Origin of the sequence: Streptomyces sp. ST2-7A, assembly GCF_021390475.1 — a bacterium.
Classification (GTDB): Bacteria; Actinomycetota; Actinomycetes; order Streptomycetales; family Streptomycetaceae; genus Streptomyces.
Genome location: NZ_JAJUWS010000035.1, coordinates 23,920 through 44,259 on the forward strand (window position 1 = coordinate 23,920; position 20,340 = coordinate 44,259).

Genomic DNA, 20,340 nt, shown 5'->3' on the forward strand with positions numbered 1-20,340 from the left:
CAATGCGCCGAGACATCCCCCCGCTGCCCCACGTCCGCGAGATCACCCAGAAGAAACGGGACGCGTGGTGGACCGTTCTGCTCGTCGACCCGGTCGCCACACCTCTGGTCCGCTGGACCGCGATCCACACCCGCCTGACACCCGACGCGATCACCTGGCTGGCTCTGCTCCTGGGGCTCGGCGCCGCCGCCTGCTTCGCCCTCGCCGACTGGCGGTGGTTGCTGCTGGGCGCACTCCTGTACCACCTGAGCTTCGTCCTGGACTGCATGGACGGCAAGCTCGCCCGGCTCACCGGCACCGGATCGATCTTCGGGGCGTGGCTGGACTACGTCTTCGACCGCGTCCGGGTCCTGGCGTGCGCCATCGCGCTGATGGGCGGCCAGTACGCCGCCACCGGTGAGGTCGTGTACCTCTGGCTCGCGCTGGCCGTCGTCTTCCTCGACATGCTGCGCTACCTCGACGCGCTCCAGATCTTCAAGGTGCGCCACGAGATGCGCAAGCAGCTCAAGGCCCGCGCACAGCGCGCCCGGGAGGCGGAGAACGCCATAGAGCTGGCGTTCATGGAGGACCTGCTGCGGGAGAACCCCGCCGCCGACGCCGAGAGCGACCGGGACGCCCGGGAGATCGAGGAGGCGCGCGAGCGGGCCCTGCGGGAGATGAGGGACGGCTCCGCGCCGGCCGTGGTGTCGGCCACCGGGGTCGAGTCGGGCGGGATCCCCGCGCAGTCGCGGGGCGTTCCCCCGGTCCCGACCACGACGGTCCCGAACGCCCCGGCGCCCCCGGCCGCCGGGGCACCCCGCCCCACCGTGACCGTGGTCGATCTGCACCGCGAGTTCCGCAGTCGCTTCCCCTGGTACCTGCGCTGCCGCTCCTTCCTGCTGCGGCACCGCATCCGCACCCACCTGGTCAGCGGCATCGAGTTCCAGATGGCGGTGTTCATCGTCGCCCCCGCGCTGAACGCGGTGGTGCCGGTGACGATCGCCGCCGGGGTGTTGCTGTTGGTCTTCGAGCTGGCCATCATCTACAAGCTCCAGCTCTCCACCCGCGACTTCGGCCGCACCCTCGCCGACTTCGATCTGCGCGAGGAGCGGCGACGGGAGCGCGAACAGGAGCTGAGGGCGGCGGGTACCCCCGCCCTGATCCCCGGGCAAGCCCTCCCGGAGACCGGGACGGGCGAGAAGTCCGTCACCCCCGTTCCCGTCGTCCCCGCTCCGGTCGCCCCGGCCCCGGTCGCGACCGGTCCGGTGGTCCCCGCCCCGGTGGTCACCGCGGCCTCGGCCCCGGGAGTCACCCCTCCCGCTCCGGCCGCCCCCGCCGCCGGCACGGCCGCGACGCCCGCCGGGGAAATCGTCTGAGGCCGCCCGCCCACCGGCGTTCCCGCACCGGGGTCGGTCACCCGATGGGGTGACCGACCCCGATCGTGTCATCGCCCTCCGTGCCCGGAGACGGGTCGTCGGCCAACCGGGCGTGCAACTCCACGTCGTACCGTCGCCCACCCCACAGCAGCTTGCCGCGTTCCACCCCCTCCACGGCGAAGCCCGCGCCGCGCGCCACCCCGCAGGAGGCCGGGTTGTCGGTGCGGTGACCCAGCTCGAGGCGGTACAACCCCAGCGGCCCGAAGGCCGCTCCGCAGACCGCCCGCAGGGCGGCCGTGGTGATCCCGCGCCCCCGCGCCGCCGGGACCGCCCAGTAGGACACCCATGCCGTGCCGTGCCGGCGTTCCACCGCGCCCAGCCGCACACACCCCACCGGGGGGTCCGTCGGTGATCCGGTGGGCAGTACCGCCCACGAGAAGGCCCGGCCGGCGGCCCACTCCTCCTCGCGTTCCCCCAGCCACCGGTGCGCGGCCGACAGATCCTCCACGGGTTCGGGTGCCTGCCGTTCCATCAGCGGGGCCCGGAAGGCGTCCCGCACGGCCCCCGCGTCGGTCGCCCGCCACCGGCGCAGTCGGGGTCCGGCGGGCAGGGTGGTCAACTCGTCGGGCGCGCCGGGGAAGCCGGGCGCCGGGAAATCGGTAGTACGCACCCGGTGGACGGTAGCGCGCGCCCGGGAGCCGCCGGCGCGTTCCCCGGAAGGGGCCCACGGGAGCCCCGGGACCGGGGGAGTTCCCGGAGCCGTTACGCCAGGGGCGATTCCGCGACGGGCGTGAACCACGGGCGGAGGGCCCCGTTCCGGGAGAGGGTCGGGGACATGAGACTACTGGTGCTGGGCGGGACGGAATTCGTGGGACGGGCACTCGCCGAGGACGGGGTGGCCCGCGGCTGGGACGTGACGGTGTTCAACCGGGGGACCCGGCCCGCCCCCGAGGGGGCGGAGGTGGCGCTGGGCGACCGACTCGCCCCGGAGGGCGGGTTGGCGGCCCTGGCCGAGGGGGAGTGGGACATCGTCGCGGACACCTGGATCGGCGCGCCCCGGGCGGTGCGCGACACCGCGCGACTGCTGGAGCCGCGCGTCGGACGGTACGTGTACGTCTCCTCCCGCTCGGTCTACGCCCCGCCGCCGGTCGCCGGGATGAACGAGGACTCCCCGACGGTGGATGCCTCCCCGGACGCCGACTCCGTCGACTACCCCGCCGACAAACGCGGAGGTGAACTGGCGGCCCTGCGGGAGTTCGGCGACCGTGCCCTGTTCGCCCGCGCCGGCATCATCCTCGGCCCGCACGAGAACATCGGTCGGCTGCCCTGGTGGTTGCGGCGGATGGAGCGCGGCGGGCCGGTCCTCGCGCCGGGGCCGCGGGACCTGCCGATGCAGTGGATCGACGCCCGGGACCTCGCCGCCTGGTGCCTGGACGCGGCCGAACACGGGCTGGGCGGGGCCCACGACACGGTGAGCGTGTCGGGGCACACCACGATGGAGGGGTTTCTGGAGGCCTGCCGGGCGGCCGTCGACTCCGACGCCGAGTTGGTCTGGGCCGACCCGCGGACGGTGCTCGCCGCCGGCGTCGACCCCTTCACCGAGCTGCCGATGTGGTTCCCGCCGGGTGAGGTGCACGACATGCTGTACCGCTCGGACACCGGTCGCGCCCGGGCGGCGGGGCTGCGCTGCCGCCCGGTGACGGAGACCGTCGCGGACACCCTCGCCTGGCTGCGCGGCCTGCCGGCGGAGGCCGATCCGCTGGGCATCCCCCACCCGGCGGGCTCGGGAGTCCGGCGGCCGGGGGTGCCGGCGGAGAAGGAGGAGGCGGTGCTGCGGGTCGTGCGCGGCGGGGAGTGACCGGTTCGGGAGCGGTGGATCCCACTCGAACCGTGTCGTGCCGGTGCCCGGGTCCGACCGGCGGCACGAACGGTGGCATGACGAGCGGCACGACGGCGGCATGACGAACGCCCGGATCAGCCCGCCGGCCCGTCGGAGGCGTCGGCCGGCCCGATCCGGGCGACCCCGTCCGCCATCCAGTCCCCGCCCGGTATCCGTTCCCCCTCGACCCGCAGCCGCCGGGCGAGGGCCGGCGCCGCGACGTACAGCCGTGCCCGCACGGCCGTGCCGTCGGGACGCAGCACCCGGGCCACCACCGGTTCGTAGAGGTTGTCCGGGGCGCCGGGCCGGTACCCCTCCAGGCGGTCGAGGACCTCCCGCACCTCCGCGTCCCGGCCGGGCAGCGGGCGGAACAGTTCCCCGCGCACGAAGGCGTCGGGGCGGTCGGGTTCGGGCACCGCGTACGGGTAGCCGGGGCCCCGGAACAGGGACGCGCCGGGCAGGATCGCCGGCTCGGGCCCGGAGCCGGTGACAACGCGCCCGCCGAGACACGCCTCGTGGTACCGGCCGCCGCGCCGCAGGGTGCCGTAGACGAAGAACGGCGGGTGTTCCCCGGCGACGGTCGCCTTCCCGCCCACGGCTTCCCGATCCGCGTCCGGCCCCATCAGCGTCCGGTCGGGCCGGGGGAGTCGCCGGAACCGACCACGCAGGCGGTTCGGCCGCCGTACCGCCAGGTGGCGGGGGCGCTCTGGAGGAATTCGGCGATCTCCTCCGCGTCCATGCCCTCCTGCGGGGCGCCGGGCAGGGGCTCACCGGCGAGGGCCCGCAGCCACTCGGCGGCCTCCCAGCCGTTCTCGAACTCCCAGCGATCGCCCGGCTGCACGGCGAGGTCCTCACCGACCCGGTCGGGTTCGGCACCCTGGTACCGGAGGATCGCCCAGGTGCCGTCCCAGCCGCACCGCGAGCCCTCCGAACGATCGGCCGGCAGCACGACCCACCCGCCCGCGGACTCCTCGAGGGGCCCGCCGCGGTTCCCACCCATGGGGGAACCGAAGAACAGCCACGCGCCCATGCTGATGAGGAGCGACAGCGCGACACCGCGCGGTGGCCTCGCTCCGTTCCGTGGTTCCGAGGGATCATCCGGCACTCTGGAAGGCTAACGCGCCGAACCCCCCGCGCGGACCCCCGGGGTGTCGGGCGGAATCACGAAACGGCCCCGGCACGCGGGACGCGGAACGGGACGTGAGCCGGGGTGCGGAAGGTGACGGGGAGGTGGGGGAGGGGGCCCCGGGACACCCGTGGTCGTCGGGGCGCGGCGCCTCCACCGGAGTTTCGGGCCACGCTCCCGGATGGGACGCCAAGACGACCGCGCGGGCTCCGGTTCCCCGTGCCCGCCGCCGGAATGTCACCCGCCCGGAACGGGGCCGCCCCGTGCCTCCCGACCCGCCCCGCCGGCTCAGGCCCTCAGCGCCGCCGGGAGCCGACCGCGAGCCGGCCGGGGAGCCGGCCGCGTCCCGGCGGAACGCCCATCCGACGAGCCCGCGGGACGCGGCCGGTCCCGGCCGCGTCGTAGCGGCGCAGCATCAGGCGTGCCAGCTCGGGCGCGTCGCCCAGAACCTGCGCCACCACGTCCGCGCCGGCCTCCTCGGCACCGCGCAGGATGCGGTCCGGCAGTCGGCCCGGCGCGATCACGTAGGGGGCCACCGCCACCCGGCGGACGCCCTCGGCGCGCAGCGCGCGCACGGCGTCCGCCGTGGTGGGCGGGGAGGCGGAGGCGAACGCGGGTCGCACGGCGTGCCATCCCTCGGCACGCCGCCACTCCCGCGCGGTTTCCGCGATCACCGCGATCGCCTCCGGGTCGGAGGATCCCGCCGCGGCCAGGACCACGCCGGTCTCGGCGTGGTGGGCGGGGGAGATGCCGGCATCGTGCAGCCGCCGGGTCATGGCGGCCCGCAGCAGCAGGTCCGGGCCGAGCACGTCGGCCTGCTCCACGCGCATCCCCGGCAGCCCGCGGACCTCCCGGGACAGCACGCCGGGGATGTCGGTCTTGGCGTGGAAGGCCCGGGTCAGCAGCAGCGGCACCGCGATCACCCGCCGCTCGCCGGCGGCGTACAGGCCGGCCAGCGCCTGTGCCGGGTTGGGCAGGTTGAACTCCAGGTGGCAGACCCGCACCGGCAGGTCGGGGCGCATGGCCCGGACCCGCTCGGCGAGCAGCGCCACGGTCGCCGGGTGACGCGGATCACGACTGCCGTGGGCCACGATCAGCAGCGGTGGGCCGGTCGTCCGTGAGGGCCCTCCCACCACCGTTGCGGTGTCGTTGTCCGTGATCCCGTGCATAGTGGTCGACTTTCGTTCGCGGCGTGCCGTGTTCCGGCACGGGTCCCCGGGTCCGGTGCGGCGTCAGCCGGTGGCCAGGCCGCGCCCGGTGAGCACCCGGCGCTCCAGGGGGCGGAAGATCGCGGACTCCACGACCACTCCCACCACCAGGATCAGGGAGACCGAGGCGAGCACCAGACTCATCGAGCCCTCCCGGTTCCCATTCGCCAGCATCTCACCCAAACCGGGCAAAGGGGTCGCCGTAATCAATTCCGCCGTCATCAGGGCCCGCCAACCGAAGGTCCATCCCTGTCGGAGAGCCGCGATGAAGCCCGGCATCGCGGCGGGGACGGTGATCAGGGCGGCGCCCCGCACACCCGTGGCGCCCATCGAACGACCGGCCCGCAGCAGCAGCGGTGGCAGCTGATCCACGGCGGAGGCGACGGTCACCGCGATCGACGGTACCGCGCCGAGCAGGACCACGGCGTAGACCGCGCCCTCGGAGTTGCCCAGTGCCAGCACCGCCACCGGCACCAGGGCCGCCGCCGGCAGGGACTGCACCGCGGTCAGGATGGGCCGCAGGACCGTCCGCATCACCGTCACCCGGGTCAGCAGCAGGCCCAGCGGGAGCCCGATGGCCGCCGCCGCGCCGAATCCGATCACGCAGCGCAGCAGGCTGTGACCGATCGCCGGCAGCAGGTCCCCCTGCCGGTTGGCCTCCACCAACTCGCCCCACACCGCGCCGGGGGCCGGCAGCGTCGCCGGACGGCCGAGCGTGGCGAGGATCTGCCAGACCACCAGGACCAGCGCGATGGCCAGCAGCGGCGGTCCGGCGCGGTGCAGGAGACGACGGTGGAGCGGACGGGGGGCGTCGACACCGGACTCCAGGGCGTCGAGCCCGGAGGCCATCTCCCGGGAGTCGTCGCCCGGCCCGGACCCGCCGTCGTGCGGGGAGGTCCCCGGGCGGGTTCCGGTGTCGGTCTCAGGCCCGGGCATGGCGAACGATCTCCTCGTGCAGGTGCCCGGTGATCTCGGTGGCCAGCGCGGACACACCGCTGTCCTCGATGCGGCGCGGGAAGGGCAGGTCCACGTTCCATTCCCGGGCGACGCGTCCGGGGCGGGAGGAGAGCAGGACGACGCGCTGTCCCAGCCGTACGGCCTCGCGGACGTTGTGCGTGACGAACAGGACCGTGAGGCGGCGTTCGCGCCACACCCGGCTCAGTTCCTCGTGGAGCAGGTCGCGGGTGATGGCGTCCAGGGCGGCGAAGGGTTCGTCCATCAGCAGGATGCCGCTGCCCTGGGCCAGGGAGCGGGCCAGGGCGACGCGCTGCCGCATGCCGCCGGAGAGCTGGTGGACGCGCTTGCGGTGGGCGCCGGGCAGTCGGACCAGCTCGAGGAGTTCCTCGGCGCGGTCCCGGCGTTCCTCGCGGGGGACGCCGGCCAGGCGCAGGGCCAGTTCGATGTTGCGGCCGGCGCTGAGCCAGGGGAACAGGGCGTGGTCCTGGAACATCAGGGCCGGTCGGCCGCCGGCCACGGTGACGTCGCCGGCGCTGGGCCGGTCCAGCCCCGCCACCAGGTTGAGCAGAGTGGACTTGCCACAGCCCGAGGCCCCCAGCAGGCACACGAATTCGCCGGGGGCGACGCGCATGTCGATCGAGTCCAGGACGAGCTGGGCCCGGTCCCCGGTGCCGTACACCTTGGAGACGCCCTCCAGGCGCACGGCACGGTCGGGGGTGGTGCCCCGCGCGGCGGCGGGGGCGGAAACGGTGGGTGCGACCAGTCCGGTGCTCATGTCAGAAGTCCCAGCCTTCCTCGTCGGGGGCGGTGGGGGAGGTCTCACCGGCGCCACGGGCGTCGGCGAAGGCGTCCCCGGCCATGGCGGCGGTGAGGGTGGAGCCGTCGGCGGGGTCGATCAGCAGGAAGGAGCCGGTGCGGCGGGAGTCGGCGTAGGCGTCCACGGCCAGCGGTTCGGCGGTGCGCACGACGATCCGGCCGATGTCGTTGGCGGCCAGCTGCCCGGGATTCGGCTCCCGGGTCAGGTCGGCCAACGAGAGCCGGGAGGGAATCTCGGTGACGATGGCCTTGACGGTGCGGGTGGTGTGCTTGAGCAGCACCCGCGCGCCGGGCGTCAGGGGCCGGTCGTGCAGGTGGCAGGCGGTGGCGGTGATCTCCCGGACCGGCTCGGCCAGGGGGCCGGCGGCGATCAGGTCGCCGCGCGAGATGTCCAGGTCGTCGGCCAGGCGCACGGTCACCGACTGCGGGGACCATGCCACGTCCACCGGCTCGCCGAGCAGGTCGATGGCGTTGACGGTGGTGGTGCGACCGGAGGGCAGTACGGTGACCGGCTGCCCGACGCGCAGCACGCCGGCGGCGATCTGCCCGGCGTAGCCGCGGTAGTCCGGCAGCTCGGCGCTCTGTGGGCGGATGACGTACTGCACGGGGAAGCGGGCCGGCTCGGCGCCCGGGTCGTGGCCCACCTCCACGCCCTCCAGGTGTTCCAGCACGGTGGGGCCGGTGTACCAGTCCATGGCGGCCGAGCGGACCACGACGTTGTCGCCGTTCAGGGCGGAGATCGGGATGGCGGTGACCTCCGGCACCCCCAGCGAGGCGGCGTAGGCGGTGAACTCCTCGGCGATGGCGCCGAAGGCGGCCTCGTCGTGGTCGATGAGGTCCATCTTGTTGACCGCCAGCACCACGTGCGGGACCCGCAGCAGGGCGGCGACCGCGGCGTGCCGGCGGGTCTGCTCGACCACCCCGTGCCGGGCGTCGATCAGGATCACGGTCAGGTGCGCGGTGGAGGCGCCGGTGACCATGTTGCGGGTGTACTGCACGTGCCCGGGGGTGTCGGCCAGGATGAAGCGGCGCGCGGGGGTGGCGAAGTAGCGGTAGGCCACGTCGATGGTGATGCCCTGCTCGCGCTCGGCGCGCAGACCGTCGGTGAGCAACGCCAGATCCGGGGCCGCGTGGCCGCGGCTGCGGGAGGCGTGCTCGACGGCCTCGAGCTGGTCGGTGAGCACCGACTTGGAGTCGTGCAGCAGCCGGCCGACCAGGGTGGATTTGCCGTCGTCCACCGATCCGGCGGTCGCGAAGCGCAACAATGTCGTTGACGCGGCCGAGGCGGTCGAGGCGGTGGGTGCGGGTGTGGTCGTCATCAGAAGTACCCCTCGCGCTTGCGGTCCTCCATGGCGGCCTCCGAGAGCTTGTCGTCGGCCCGGGTGGCGCCGCGTTCGGTCAGTCGGGAGGCGGCGATCTCGACGATCACCTTCTCGATGGTGTCGGCGTCGGAGTCCACCGCGCCGGTGCAGGACATGTCGCCCACGGTGCGGTAGCGCACCAGGCGCTCCTGCACCCTCTCGCCCTCGCGGGGCCCGCCCCACTCACCGGGGGCCAGCCACATGCCGTCGCGGGCGAAGACCTCGCGGCGGTGGGCGTAGTAGATCGCCGGCAGCTCGATGACCTCGCGCTCGATGTACTGCCACACGTCCAGCTCGGTCCAGTTCGACAGCGGGAAGACCCGCACGTGCTCGCCCGGCGCGTGCCGGCCGTTGTACAGCTGCCACAGTTCGGGGCGCTGGCGGCGCGGGTCCCAGCCGCCGAACTCGTCGCGCAGGGAGAACACCCGCTCCTTGGCGCGGGCCTTCTCCTCGTCGCGCCGTCCACCGCCGAAGACCGCGTCGAAACGGTTACTCGTGATGGCGTCCAGCAGCGGCACCGTCTGCAGCGGGTTGCGGGTGCCGTCGGGGCGCTCGCGCAGCTCGCCGCGGTCGATGAACTCCTGCACCGAGGCCACGTGCAGCCGCAGCCCGTGCCGGGCCACCGTGCTATCCCGGTAGTCGATGACCTCGGGGAAGTTGTGGCCGGTGTCCACGTGCAGCAGCGCGAACGGCACCGGCGCCGGCGCGAACGCCTTCAACGCCAGGTGCAGCATCACGATGGAGTCCTTGCCGCCGGAGAACAGGATCACCGGCCGCTCGAACTCACCCGCCACCTCCCGGAAGACGTGCACCGCCTCCGACTCCAACGCGTCCAGGTGGGAGAGCGCGAACGGGTTGTCGGCGGTGTCGATGGCGGTGTCGGCCGCCGGGGTCACCGTGGTGGTCATGCCAGTCCCCTCTCGGTCAGCAGCGCGTGCACGGCGTCGGCGGACTCGGCGACGCTCCGCCCGTCGGTCTCGATCCGCAGGTCCGGGGCGGTCGGTGCCTCGTACGGGTCGTCCACCCCGGTCAGGCCGGACAGCTCGCCGGCCGCCTGCCGGGCGTACAGGCCCTTGACGTCCCGCTCGGAGCAGACATCCACCGGCGTCGCGACGTGCACCTCCAGGTAGGCGGTGCCCTCGGCGTCGTGTCGGGCGCGCACGGCCTTGCGGCTGTCGGCGTAGGGCGCGATGACCGGCACCAGCGCGATCACGCCGTTGGAGGCCAGCAGTTCGGCGACGAAGCCGATCCGCCGCACGTTGGTGTCCCGGTCCTCGCGGGAGAAGCCCAGGCCGGCGGAGAGGAACTCGCGGATCTCGTCGCCGTCCAGCACCTCCGCGCGGTGTCCGGCGGCGGTCAGTCGGTCGGCGACGGCGCGGGCGATGGTGGTCTTGCCCGCGCTCGGCAGCCCGGTGAGCCAGACGGTGGCGCCCGGCAGATCGGTGCCGCTGCTCATCTCGCGTTCCCTTCGAGGTGCGTCGTGGGTTCCCGGTGGGCCGGGGCGGTCCGCGGTGCGGGAGCGGCCATCAGCCGTGCAGTCCGCACTCGGTCTTGCCCCGGCCGGCCCAGCGGCCCGCCCGGGCGTCCTCGCCGGCGGCGACCCGCCGGGTGCAGGGGGCGCAGCCGACGGAGGCGTAACCGTCCTGGAGGAGGGGGTTGGTCAGCACGCCGTGCTCGGCGACGTAGGCGTCCACGTCATCCTGTGTCCAGCGGGCGATGGGGGAGACCTTCACCTTGCGGCGGCGCTCGTCCCACCCCACGACCGGGGTGTTCGCCCGGGTGGGGGACTCGTCGCGGCGCAGACCGGTGGCCCACGCGTCGTAGCCGGTCAGGCCGCGCTCCAGCGGCTCGACCTTGCGCAGCGCGCAGCACAGGTCGGGGTCGCGGTCGTGCAGGCGCGGGCCGTGCTCGGCGTCCTGCTCGGCCACCGTCCGCCGGGGGGTGAGGGTGATGACGTTGACGTCCATGACGGCGGCCACCGCGTCCCGGGTACCGATGGTCTCGGGGAAGTGGTAGCCGGTGTCCAGGAAGACCACGTCCACGCCCGGCGCCACCCGGGAGGCCAGGTGGGCCACGACCGCGTCCTCCATCGAGGAGGTGACGCAGAAGCGGGGGCCGAAGGTCCGCACGGCCCAGCGCAGGATGTCGGACGCGGAGGCGTCCTCCAGGTCGCGGCCCGCCCGCTCGGCGAGTTCGCGCGGGTCCTCCGTGGTGATGGTGCTCATGCGGCGCTCCCCTCGGGGTCGTCGGGGCGGTCGGTGCCCCCGGCTGCGTCGGCGCGGACGCCGCCGGTGCGGCGCAGCCCGGAGGCCAGCAGGCCGAGGAACTTCAGACGGAAGGCGCGGTTGCAGGCCGAGCACTCCCAGGCGCCGTGGCCCTCCTCGTTGGGCCGCAGGTCCTCGTCACCGCAGTACGGGCAGTGGTACGGGGCGGCGCGCTCGCTCACGACAGCGCCTTCTCGTCGGCCCGGGCGGCCCACTGGGCGAACCGCTCGCCCTCCTCGCGCTGTTCGGAGAAGGTCCGCAGCACCCGCTCGACGTAGTCGGGCAGTTCCTCGGCGGTGACCTTCAACCCGCGCACCTTGCGGCCGAAGCCGGGGTCCAGTCCCAGCGAGCCGCCGAGGTGGACCTGGTAGCCCTCGACCTGGCGGCCCTCGGAGTCGGTGACCAGCTGCCCCTTGAGACCGATGTCCGCGGTCTGGATGCGCGCGCAGGAGTTGGGGCAGCCGTTGAGGTTGATGGTGACGGGCTCCTCGAAGTCCGGCATCCGCTTCTCCAACTCGTCGATGAGGGAGGAGGCCCGCCCCTTGGTCTCGACGATGGCGAGCTTGCAGAACTCGATGCCGGTGCAGGCCATGGTGCCGCGCCGGAACGGGGTGGGGGTGACCCGCAGGTCCAGCGCCTCCAGCCCGGTGACCAGCGACTCCACGCGCTCCTCGGGAACGTCGAGGATGATCATCTTCTGTTCGACGGTGGTGCGCACCCGCTGCGACCCGTGCTCCTCGGCCAGGTCGGCGATCCGGCCCAGGGTGGTGCCGTCGACCCGGCCCACCCGGGGGGCGAAGCCGATGTAGAAGCGGCCGTCGCGCTGGCGGTGCACGCCCACGTGGTCGCGCCACCGCTCCACGGGCACCTCGGGGGCGGGGCCGTCGAGCAGCTCGCGGTTCAGGTAGTCGTTCTCCAGCACCTGCCGGAACTTCTCCGGGCCCCAGTCGGCGACCAGGAACTTCAACCGGGCGCGGGTGCGCAGTCGGCGGTAGCCGTGGTCGCGGAAGATGGCCACGACGCCCTCGTAGACCTCCGGCACCTCCTCCAGCGGCACCCAGGCGCCCAGCCGCACGCCGATCTTCGGGTTGGTGGACAGGCCGCCGCCGACCCAGACGTCGAAGCCCGGTCCGTGCTCGGGGTGGCGCACACCGACGAAGGAGACGTCGTTGATCTCGTGGGCCACGTCCAGCAGAGGGGAACCGGAGACCGCGGACTTGAACTTGCGCGGCAGGTTGGAGAAGGCCTTGTTGCCCACCACCCGGCGCTGGATCTCCTCGATGGCGGGGGTGCCGTCGATGATCTCGTCGGCGGCGATGCCGGCGACCGGCGAACCGAGGACGACGCGGGGGGTGTCACCGCAGGCCTCGGTGGTGGACAGTCCCACCGCTTCCAGCCGACGCCAGATCTCGGGCACGTCCTCGACCCGGATCCAGTGGTACTGGAGGTTCTGCCGGTCGGTGATGTCGGCGGTACCCCGGGCGAACTCCTCGGAGATCCCCGCCAGCACCCGCAGCTGCTCGGTGCTCAGTCGGCCGCCGTCGATGCGGACCCGGAGCATGAAGTACTCGTCGTCCAGCTCCTCCGGCTCCAGGATCGCGGTCCGGCCGCCGTCGATGCCGGGGCGGCGCTGGGTGTACAGACCCCACCAGCGCATCCGGCCGCGCAGGTCCGCGCCGTCGATGGAGTCGAAACCGCGATGGGCGTAGATCGTCTCAATGCGCGTCCGCACATTGAGACCGTCGTCGTCCTTCTTGGTCTGCTCGTTGGCGTTGAGCGGGGTGAAGTGCCCGGCGGCCCACTGGCCCTCGCCGCGGTGGCGGCCGGCCTTGCGACGGGTCGGGGCGACGGGCTTGCGCGGCGTGTCGGCCATGGCGGTGTCTGGTCCTTCGGCAGGCAGCTGGGCGGCCCCCACCTGCGGGAACGCGTGCGGGCGCGCTCGGCCGCGGTGGGACCGGATGGTGCGGGAGGGGTGCGCCCGGAAAGAGGGGGCGGCGGGGGGAAACGGCGGTGCTGGGACTCTCAGCGCGCCGAACACATGGCGCTGGACATTCGGCCGAGATCGACGTGGCGCCGACTCACCAGGGCAATTCCAGCTCGAGACATGACGGAAGCGTGGCACGGAGGACCGGGGGCAGTCCACCGTTATCCACTATGCGGGCATAGTCGTCCCGTCATTCGGGACGAGTGATCCCGGTCACCCCCCCGGTGGGGTGAGCGGACGGGACGCCCGTTCGGATGTCGCGGGGGAGGGGGCATCGGTCGAAACCGTTCTCCACCGACCCGTCCGGGTGTTCCGTCCGGAACCTCCCCATCCCCGTCCGCACCATGGCCCGGGCCGCACCCGGGCCTGCGCGGCCGCTCGCCACGGCTCCCGCGCCGGGCACCGCCGACACCCCGGCGGAACGACCCCGCCTCACGCGCCCGGCCACGGACCGGGCGCCGACCGTACCGTCTCCACCTCCCGGTGGACGTCGTACACCCGGAAACCGCGCCGCTCGTAGTTGGCCAGCGCGTGCGGCCCGTCCAGGCTGCAGGTGTGCACCCACACCCGACGGGTCTCCTCCCGTCCGGGCCACCGCTCCGCCAGGTCCCAGGCCCGTGCCACTCCCTCCGACAGCAGGTGGCCGCCGATGCGGCGTCCCCGGAAATCCGGCAGCAGGCCGAAGTAGGAGATCTCCACCACGCCGTCCGACTGCCCCTCCAGTTCGATGAAGCCCGCCGGGGTGTCCCGCGCATACGCCACCCGGGTCTCCACGCCCGGCCGCTCCAGGAAGGCCCGCCACCGCTCGCGGTCCCAGGACAGGCGGTCGGTCCAGCTCACGTCCCCGCCCACCGCGGTATAGAGGAAGCGACTGAACTCGGGACACGGGACCCGCGCCCATGCGACGCGCACCCCCTGCGCGGGATCGGGGGCATCCGCCGGGCGCGGGTCCGTCGGCGAGGTCTGTTCGAGATACCAGGTGACCACCTCCACCCCGTCCGTTCCGTTCCGCCCACCGGGCTCCCCGGCCCCGCCGGGTTCCCGCCGTCCACCGTGTGGAGTGATCGAACCGTTCACACGGTCATCCCAGCACACTCCCGTCACGGCGATCCCCGCCGGCTGCCGAACAGCCCCGCCGGCCCGCCGTCCGGCCCTTCCGGACCGGTACCACCCGGCCCACCCATGGGGCCGTTCGCGGGCGGCGCGAACCGGTGCCGCCGGGATCCAATGAGTACGGGCGCCACCACACGACCCCGCCCGGACACCGGCCCGGACACGCCGGCACACACGAGGTGATCCAGATGGCACGCACCGCCCCCACCCGCCCCGCCGGCGGGGCCGCCCCCCGCCCCACCGCCGGGACCGACGGCGCCACCGCGCCCCGACCGGCCGAGGCCGCCGTGCGGGCCGGCGACCGGGTCGCCGCCCTCGTCGGCCGCGCCGAGCGGGCCCTGCGCGAGTGGGAGAGCCGCGACCAGGAGACCGTGGACCACATCGTGCGCCGCGCCTCCCTCGCGGGGCTCGCCCGCCACGACGACCTCGCCGCCATCGCCGTCGAGGAGACCGGCCGCGGCGTCATGGAGGACAAGGCGGTCAAGAACGTCTTCGCCTGCGAGCACGTCACCCACTCGATGCGCGACATGCGCACCGTCGGTGTCATCTCCCGCGACGAGCTGAGCGGCGTGACCGAGATCGCCGAGCCGATCGGCGTCGTCGCCGCGCTCACCCCGGTCACCAACCCCACCTCCACCACCCTCTTCAAGGCCCTCATCGCCCTGAAGACCCGCAACCCCATCGTCTTCGCCTTCCACCCCTCCGCCCAGCGGTGCAGCGCCGAGGCCGCCCGCACCATCCGCGACGCGGCGGTCGCCGCCGGCGCCCCCGCCGACTGCGTGCAGTGGATCGAGGAGCCCTCCCGCGAGGCCACCGACGCCCTGATGCGTCACCCGGCCGTCGCCACCATCCTGGCCACCGGTGGCAACGAGATGGTCCGCGCCGCCTACTCCTGCGGCAAGCCCGCCCTGGGGGTGGGCGCCGGCAACGTCCCCGCCTGGATCCACCGCACCGCCCGGGTGCCGCGCGCCGTGCACGACATCGTGCTCTCCAAGACCTTCGACAACGGCATGATCTGCGCCGCCGAACAGGCCGTCGTCCTGGACCGGGAGATCCGCGACCAGGCGCTGGAGGAGTTCCGCCGGCTGCGCGCCCACCTGGTCGGTGCCGAGGAGAAGCGCCTCCTGGAGCGCCTGATGTTCGGCGCGGACGCCGACGGGAAGGGTCGCGCCGGCGGGCGCCTCAACTCCGAGGTCGTGGGCCGCGACGCCCGGTGGATCGCCGAGCGCGCCGGCTTCACCGTCCCCGAGGGCACCTCGGTGCTGCTCGCCGAGTGCGAGGACGTCGGCCCCGGCGAGCCGCTCACCCGCGAGAAGCTCTCCCCGGTCCTGGCGGTCCTCACCGCCGACGACACCGCCACCGGCATCCGCCTGGCGGAGCGCATGGTCGACTTCGACGGCGCCGGCCACAGCGCCGTGGTGCACGCCGAGGACCCGGAGGTCGCCGAGGAGTTCGGCCGCCGGATGCGCGCGGTGCGGATCATCGTCAACGCCCCCGCGGCCCTGGGCGGCGTCGGTGACATCTACAACTCCTTCCGCCCCTCGCTCACCCTGGGCTGCGGCTCCTGGGGCCGCACCTCGGTCTCCGACAACGTCGGCGCCGAGCACCTGCTCAACATCAAGCGGATCGGCAACCGCACCACCAACATGCAGTGGTTCCGCGTGCCGCCGGAGATCTACTTCGAGCGCAACTCGCTGCGGTTCCTCGCGGAGATGCCCGGCCTGGCCCGGGTCACCGTCGTCACCGACCGCACCATGGACCGCATCGGCCTGCTGGACCGTCTCAAGAGGGTCCTGCGCTCGCGCACCGAGCCGGTCCACCTGCAGATCATCGACGACATCGAGCCCAACCCCGAACTGGCCACCGTGGAGCGCGGCGCCGCCCGCATCCGCGAGTTCGACCCGGACACCATCATCGCCTTCGGCGGCGGCTCCCCGATCGACGCGGCGAAGGTCATGTGGCTGCTCCACGAGCACCCCGAGGTCTCCTTCGCCGACGCGCGCGAGAAGTTCTTCGACATCCGCAAGCGGGCCTTCCCCTTCCCCACCCCCGGCGCCCGCACCCGCCTGGTGGCCGTGCCCACCACCTCCGGCACCGGCGCCGAGGTCACCCCCTTCGCGGTGATCTCCGACCCGGCCGCCGCCCGCAAGTACCCGCTCGCCGACTACGCGCTGACCCCGAACGTGGCGATCGTCGACCCCGAGCTGACCACGACCCTCCCCCCGGAGGTCACCGCCGACTCCGGCTTCGACGCCCTGACCCACTCCATCGAGGCGTACGTGTCGGTCTACGCCAACGACTACACCGACGGGCTGTGCCTGCAGGCCATCCGGTTGATCTTCGGCAACCTGGAGACCTGCGTGCGCGACGGGGCCCGGCAGCCGGTCGCCCGCGAGCGGATGCACAACGCCGCCACCGTCGCCGGCATGGCCTTCGGCAGCGCCTTCCTCGGCATGGTGCACGCCATGGCGCACACCCTGGGCCACACCTTCCGCATCGCCCACGGTCGCACCAACGCGATCCTGCTGCCGCACGTCATCCGGCACAACGGCGGCGTCCCCACCAAGCTCTCCGCCTGGCCCAAGTACGAGACCTACCGGGCCCCGGAGCGCTACCGGGAGATCGCCCTGGCCCTGGGCCTGCCCGCCGCCACACCGGAGGAGGGCGTGGAGTCCCTCGCCCGCGCGGTGGAGGACCTGCGGGACCGCTGCGGCATCCCCGACTCCTTCCGCGCCGCGGGCGTCCCGGAGGAGGAGTACCTGGCCTCCCTGCCGCAGCAGGCCCGCAACGCCTACGCCGACCAGTGCGCCCCCGCCAACCCGCGGATGCCGATGCTCGGCGAGATGCGGGAACTCATGCGCCTGGCCTACGAGCCGCCGGTCCGCGCCGACGGCACCCCCGAAGCGGCTCCCTCGGACCGCACCGGGTCGGCCCCCACCGGAACCACCGCCGCCTGACCGGGCGAGGAGCCCGGACCACCCCCGGCGGGGCGTCCCACCGGCCGCCCCGCCGGCATCACCACCACAGAGGTGACCGTCATGAGCGCACGACCCGGAGCCACCACCCCCCGTCCCGCCGGTCCCGGCCCCGACCGACCCGCCGCACCCCTCGGGACCGGCACCGCGCCGGCCCCGCCCACCGTCCCCGGCGCGGCCCCCGAGGGCTTCCGGGGCGGCCTGTGGCGGGACGCGATCGACGTCGCCGACTTCGTCCGTCACAACCACACCCCCTACGAGGGCGACGCCGACTTCCTCGCCGAACCCACCGGGCGGACCACCGCCCTGCTGGGGCGGGTGCGGGAACTGCTGCGCGAGGAGCGCGCCCGTGGCGGCGTCCTGGACGTGGACACCGCCACCCCCGCCTCCCTCACCGCCTTCGCCCCCGGCTGGATCGACCGCGACCTGGAGATCATCGTCGGCCTGCAGACCGACGCCCCCCTCAAGCGCGCCATCATGCCCGCCGGCGGCTGGCGGGTCGTGGAGAACGCGCTGCGCGCGCACGGCTACGAGCCCGACGAGCGGGTCAAGGAGATCTTCACCCGCTACCGCACCACCCACAACGACGCGGTCTTCGACGCCTACACCCCAGAGATCCGCGCCTGCCGTTCCGCCGGCTTGATCACCGGCCTGCCCGACTCCTACGGTCGGGGCCGGATCATCGGCGACTACCGCCGGGTCGCGCTCTACGGCACCGACCGGCTGATCGCCGACAAGCGCGCCGACCAGCACCTGCTGCACGGCCGCCGGCCCACCGAGGAGGTCATCCGCGACCGCGCCGAGATCGCCGAGCAGATCCGCGCGCTGGAGGACCTGCGGACGATGGCCGCCACCTACGGCCACGACGTCTCCCGCCCGGCCCGGAACGCCCGCGAGGCCGTCCAGTGGCTGTACTTCGGCTACCTGGGCGCCATCAAGGAGCAGGACGGCGCCGCCATGTCGATCGGCCGCCTCGACGCCTTCCTCGACATCTGGATCCGGCGCGACATCGACCGGGGCCTGCTCACCGAGGCCGGCGCCCAGGAACTCGTCGACGACCTGGTCATCAAGCTGCGGCTGGTCCGCTTCCTGCGCACCCCCGAGTACGACCAGCTCTTCTCCGGCGACCCCACCTGGGTCACCTGGACCATGGGCGGCCTGGGCACCGACGGCCGGCCGCTGGTCTCGCGGACCACCTTCCGGGTCCTGCACACCCTGCACAACCTCGGCCCGGCCCCCGAGCCCAACCTCACCGTGCTGTGGACACCGGAACTGCCCCTCGGCTTCCGCGAATACGCCGCCCGGGTCGCGGCGGAGAGCAGCGCCCTGCAGTTCATCTCCGACGAGTGGCTGCGCCCCCGCTTCGGCGACGACACCGCCATCGCCTGCTGCGTCTCGCCGATGGTGACCGGCCGCCAGATGCAGTTCTTCGGCGCCCGGGTCAACCTCGCCAAGGCCATGCTGTACGCGATCAACGGCGGCCGGGACGAGATCACCGGCGAGACCGTGCTCGACGGGTTCGAGCCCATCACCGGCGACGTGTTGGACGCCGAGGAGCTCACCGAACGCTACGACGCGGTGCTCGACCGCCTGGCCCGCACCTACATGCACGCCCTCAACGTCATCCACGCCATGCACGACCGGTACAACTACGAGCGGCTGGAGATGGCGCTCCACGACCGCGACGTGCAACGCGCCATGGCCTGCGGCATCGCGGGCCTCGCCGTCGCCGCGGACTCCCTCTCCGCTGTCCGGCACGCCCGGGTGGAGGTGATCCGCGACGAACGCGGCCTGGCCGTGGACTACCGCGTGCACGGCGAGTACCCGGCCTACGGGAACCTCGACGAGCGCGCCGACGCCATCGCCCGCGACCTGGTCTCCGGGTTCATGCGCCGGCTGCGCCGCCTGCCCGCGTACCGCCGGGCCCGGCCCACCCAGTCGGTGCTGACCATCACCTCCAACGTGGTCTACGGCCGGATGACCGGCGCCACCCCCGACGGTCGTCCGGCCGGGGTGCCCTTCTCACCCGGCGCCAACCCGATGAACGGCCGGGACACCCGCGGCGCGCTGGCCTCCGCCCTGTCGGTGGCGGGCCTGCCCTTCCCCGACGCGGAGGACGGCATCTCGTTGACCACGACCTTCGCCCCGATCTCCCTGGGCCGGGTCCCGGAGGAGCGGGCGACCCACCTGATGGGTGTCCTCGACGGACACGTGGCGGCCGGCGGCTACCACATGAACGTCAACGTCCTGGAGGAGGCGACCCTGCGGGACGCCATGGAGCACCCCGAGGAGTACCCCGACCTCACCATCCGGGTCAGCGGCTACGCCGTGCACTTCACCCGCCTCACCCGCGAGCAGCAACTCGACGTGTTGGCCCGTACCTTCCACGGGAGCGTGTGATGACCCCCCGTCCGCCGGTCCCCGCCCTCTCCCCGGCGGCGGCGGGGGCCGGCCCGGCCGGCACCGTCACCGAGCTGCCGTGCCCCGTCGCCGTCACCCCCGCGGCGGCGGCCCGGCGTCCGGTCACCGGCTCCGTGCACTCCACCGACATGTCGATCGGCGTCGACGGTCCCGGCTCGCGCTTCGTCGCCTTCCTCGCGGGCTGCCCGCTGGCCTGCCTGTACTGCCACAACCCCGACACCCGGTACCCGCGCAACGGCACCCGGATGACCGCCGACGACCTGGTGGCCGACATCGCCCGCTGCGCGACCTTCCTGCGGGCGGCCGGTGGCGGCGTCACCCTCAGCGGCGGCGAACCGCTGCTGCAGCCGGTCTTCACCGGCGAGGTGCTGCACCGCTGCCGGCGCGAACTCGACCTGCACACCGCCCTGGACACCTCCGGCTTCCTCGGCTCGCGGGCCTCCGACGCGCTGCTGGCCGACACCGACCTGGTGCTCCTCGACATCAAGTCCCGGGATCCGGCGACGTACACCCGGGTCACCGGCCGGGACCTGCGGCCCACTCTGGAGTTCGCCCGGCGCCTGGACCGGCTGGGCCGGGAGGCGTGGGTGCGGTTCGTGCTGGTGCCCGGGCTCACCGACGATCCGGCCAACGTGGAGGGCGTCGCCCGCTTCACCGCCTCCCTGGGCAACGTCACCCGGGTGGACGTGCTGCCCTTCCACCGACTGGGCGCCGCCAAGTGGGAGGCGATGGGGATCCCCTTCCCGCTGGAGGACACCCCGCCGCCGACCGTCGAACAGGTAGAGGCGGCGCGGGAGATCTTCGTCGCGCACGGGTTGAACACCGTGTGAGTCCCGGTCCGGCCCCGTGACCGGCCGCCTCCTGCCGCCGGCCCCGTGACC

The 20,340-nt window shown here is 73.8% G+C and carries 19 protein-coding genes; 5 read left to right on the forward strand and 14 right to left on the reverse strand.

What is annotated here, in order from left to right; genetic code table 11:
• The first annotated feature begins 2 nt into the window (after nt 1-2).
• Entirely contained in the window at nt 3-1,355 is a 1,353-nt protein-coding gene (locus LZF96_RS19570) for a CDP-alcohol phosphatidyltransferase family protein (protein ID WP_308294243.1), read from the forward strand.
• Nucleotides 1,356-1,392: 37 nt separating this feature from the next.
• Here the strand turns inward: LZF96_RS19570 and LZF96_RS19575 are convergent, their stop codons facing one another.
• Nucleotides 1,393-2,025 (reverse strand): GNAT family N-acetyltransferase, encoded by a 633-nt coding sequence (locus LZF96_RS19575; RefSeq protein WP_233874348.1) that lies wholly within the window; start codon nt 2,023-2,025, stop codon nt 1,393-1,395.
• A 165-nt stretch (nt 2,026-2,190) separates the two neighbouring features.
• Here LZF96_RS19575 and LZF96_RS19580 point away from each other — a divergent pair, with 165 nt between their 5' ends.
• Nucleotides 2,191-3,213 (forward strand): NAD-dependent epimerase/dehydratase family protein, encoded by a 1,023-nt coding sequence (locus tag LZF96_RS19580; protein WP_233874351.1) that lies wholly within the window; start codon nt 2,191-2,193, stop codon nt 3,211-3,213.
• A 116-nt stretch (nt 3,214-3,329) separates the two neighbouring features.
• Here LZF96_RS19580 and LZF96_RS19585 read toward each other — a convergent pair whose 3' ends face one another.
• From LZF96_RS19585 to LZF96_RS19640, 13 genes are all read right to left on the reverse strand, one after another.
• Entirely contained in the window at nt 3,330-3,830 is a 501-nt protein-coding gene (locus LZF96_RS19585) for a gamma-glutamylcyclotransferase family protein (RefSeq protein ID WP_233874354.1), read from the reverse strand.
• A gap of 26 nt (nt 3,831-3,856) precedes the next feature.
• Nucleotides 3,857-4,339, reverse strand: a complete 483-nt coding sequence (locus LZF96_RS19590) for a hypothetical protein (RefSeq protein WP_233874357.1) — start codon at nt 4,337-4,339, stop codon at nt 3,857-3,859.
• A 317-nt stretch (nt 4,340-4,656) separates the two neighbouring features.
• Nucleotides 4,657-5,529, reverse strand: a complete 873-nt coding sequence (locus LZF96_RS19595; RefSeq protein ID WP_233874360.1) for a sirohydrochlorin chelatase — start codon at nt 5,527-5,529, stop codon at nt 4,657-4,659.
• 63 nt (nt 5,530-5,592) lie between these two features.
• Nucleotides 5,593-6,504 (reverse strand): ABC transporter permease, encoded by a 912-nt coding sequence (locus LZF96_RS19600; RefSeq protein ID WP_233874362.1) that lies wholly within the window; start codon nt 6,502-6,504, stop codon nt 5,593-5,595.
• A complete protein-coding gene (locus tag LZF96_RS19605; protein ID WP_233874365.1) occupies nt 6,491-7,300 on the reverse strand; it encodes an ABC transporter ATP-binding protein in 810 nt (269 codons plus the stop codon). Before LZF96_RS19605 ends, LZF96_RS19600 begins: the two co-directional genes overlap by 14 nt.
• Before the next feature lies 1 nt (nt 7,301).
• On the reverse strand, nt 7,302-8,660 hold the full coding sequence (locus LZF96_RS19610) for a sulfate adenylyltransferase subunit 1 (protein ID WP_233874368.1): 1,359 nt from the start codon (nt 8,658-8,660) through the stop codon (nt 7,302-7,304).
• On the reverse strand, nt 8,660-9,610 hold the full coding sequence (gene cysD / locus LZF96_RS19615; RefSeq protein ID WP_233874371.1) for a sulfate adenylyltransferase subunit CysD: 951 nt from the start codon (nt 9,608-9,610) through the stop codon (nt 8,660-8,662). Before cysD ends, LZF96_RS19610 begins: the two co-directional genes overlap by 1 nt.
• Complete coding sequence (gene cysC / locus LZF96_RS19620; protein ID WP_233874374.1) at nt 9,607-10,158, reverse strand: adenylyl-sulfate kinase; 552 nt, start codon at nt 10,156-10,158, stop codon at nt 9,607-9,609. The genes cysD and cysC overlap by 4 nt, the downstream gene beginning before the upstream one ends.
• 70 nt (nt 10,159-10,228) lie before the next feature.
• Nucleotides 10,229-10,927, reverse strand: a complete 699-nt coding sequence (locus tag LZF96_RS19625) for a phosphoadenylyl-sulfate reductase (protein WP_233874379.1) — start codon at nt 10,925-10,927, stop codon at nt 10,229-10,231.
• Entirely contained in the window at nt 10,924-11,148 is a 225-nt protein-coding gene (locus tag LZF96_RS19630; protein ID WP_233874382.1) for a hypothetical protein, read from the reverse strand. The genes LZF96_RS19625 and LZF96_RS19630 overlap by 4 nt, the downstream gene beginning before the upstream one ends.
• The gene (locus tag LZF96_RS19635; protein WP_233874385.1) at nt 11,145-12,839 is read right to left on the reverse strand and encodes a nitrite/sulfite reductase; all 1,695 of its coding nucleotides are present in this window, start codon (nt 12,837-12,839) and stop codon (nt 11,145-11,147) included. Before LZF96_RS19635 ends, LZF96_RS19630 begins: the two co-directional genes overlap by 4 nt.
• Before the next feature lie 149 nt (nt 12,840-12,988).
• Nucleotides 12,989-13,072 carry a putative leader peptide gene (locus LZF96_RS27395; protein ID WP_368733336.1) on the reverse strand — a complete coding sequence of 28 codons (84 nt, stop codon included), beginning with the start codon at nt 13,070-13,072 and terminating at the stop codon, nt 12,989-12,991.
• 310 nt (nt 13,073-13,382) lie between these two features.
• On the reverse strand, nt 13,383-13,943 hold the full coding sequence (locus LZF96_RS19640) for a GNAT family N-acetyltransferase (RefSeq protein ID WP_233874458.1): 561 nt from the start codon (nt 13,941-13,943) through the stop codon (nt 13,383-13,385).
• A 308-nt stretch (nt 13,944-14,251) separates the two neighbouring features.
• On the opposite strand from LZF96_RS19640, the gene adhE reads away from it, so the two are divergent.
• From adhE to pflA, 3 genes are all read left to right on the forward strand, one after another.
• Complete coding sequence (gene adhE / locus LZF96_RS19645; RefSeq protein ID WP_233874388.1) at nt 14,252-17,020, forward strand: bifunctional acetaldehyde-CoA/alcohol dehydrogenase; 2,769 nt, start codon at nt 14,252-14,254, stop codon at nt 17,018-17,020.
• Between the two features lie 81 nt (nt 17,021-17,101).
• Entirely contained in the window at nt 17,102-19,438 is a 2,337-nt protein-coding gene (gene pflB, locus LZF96_RS19650) for a formate C-acetyltransferase (RefSeq protein ID WP_233874391.1), read from the forward strand.
• Entirely contained in the window at nt 19,438-20,289 is an 852-nt protein-coding gene (pflA, locus tag LZF96_RS19655; protein ID WP_267941120.1) for a pyruvate formate-lyase-activating protein, read from the forward strand. Before pflB ends, pflA begins: the two co-directional genes overlap by 1 nt.
• Nucleotides 20,290-20,340 lie beyond the last annotated feature (51 nt).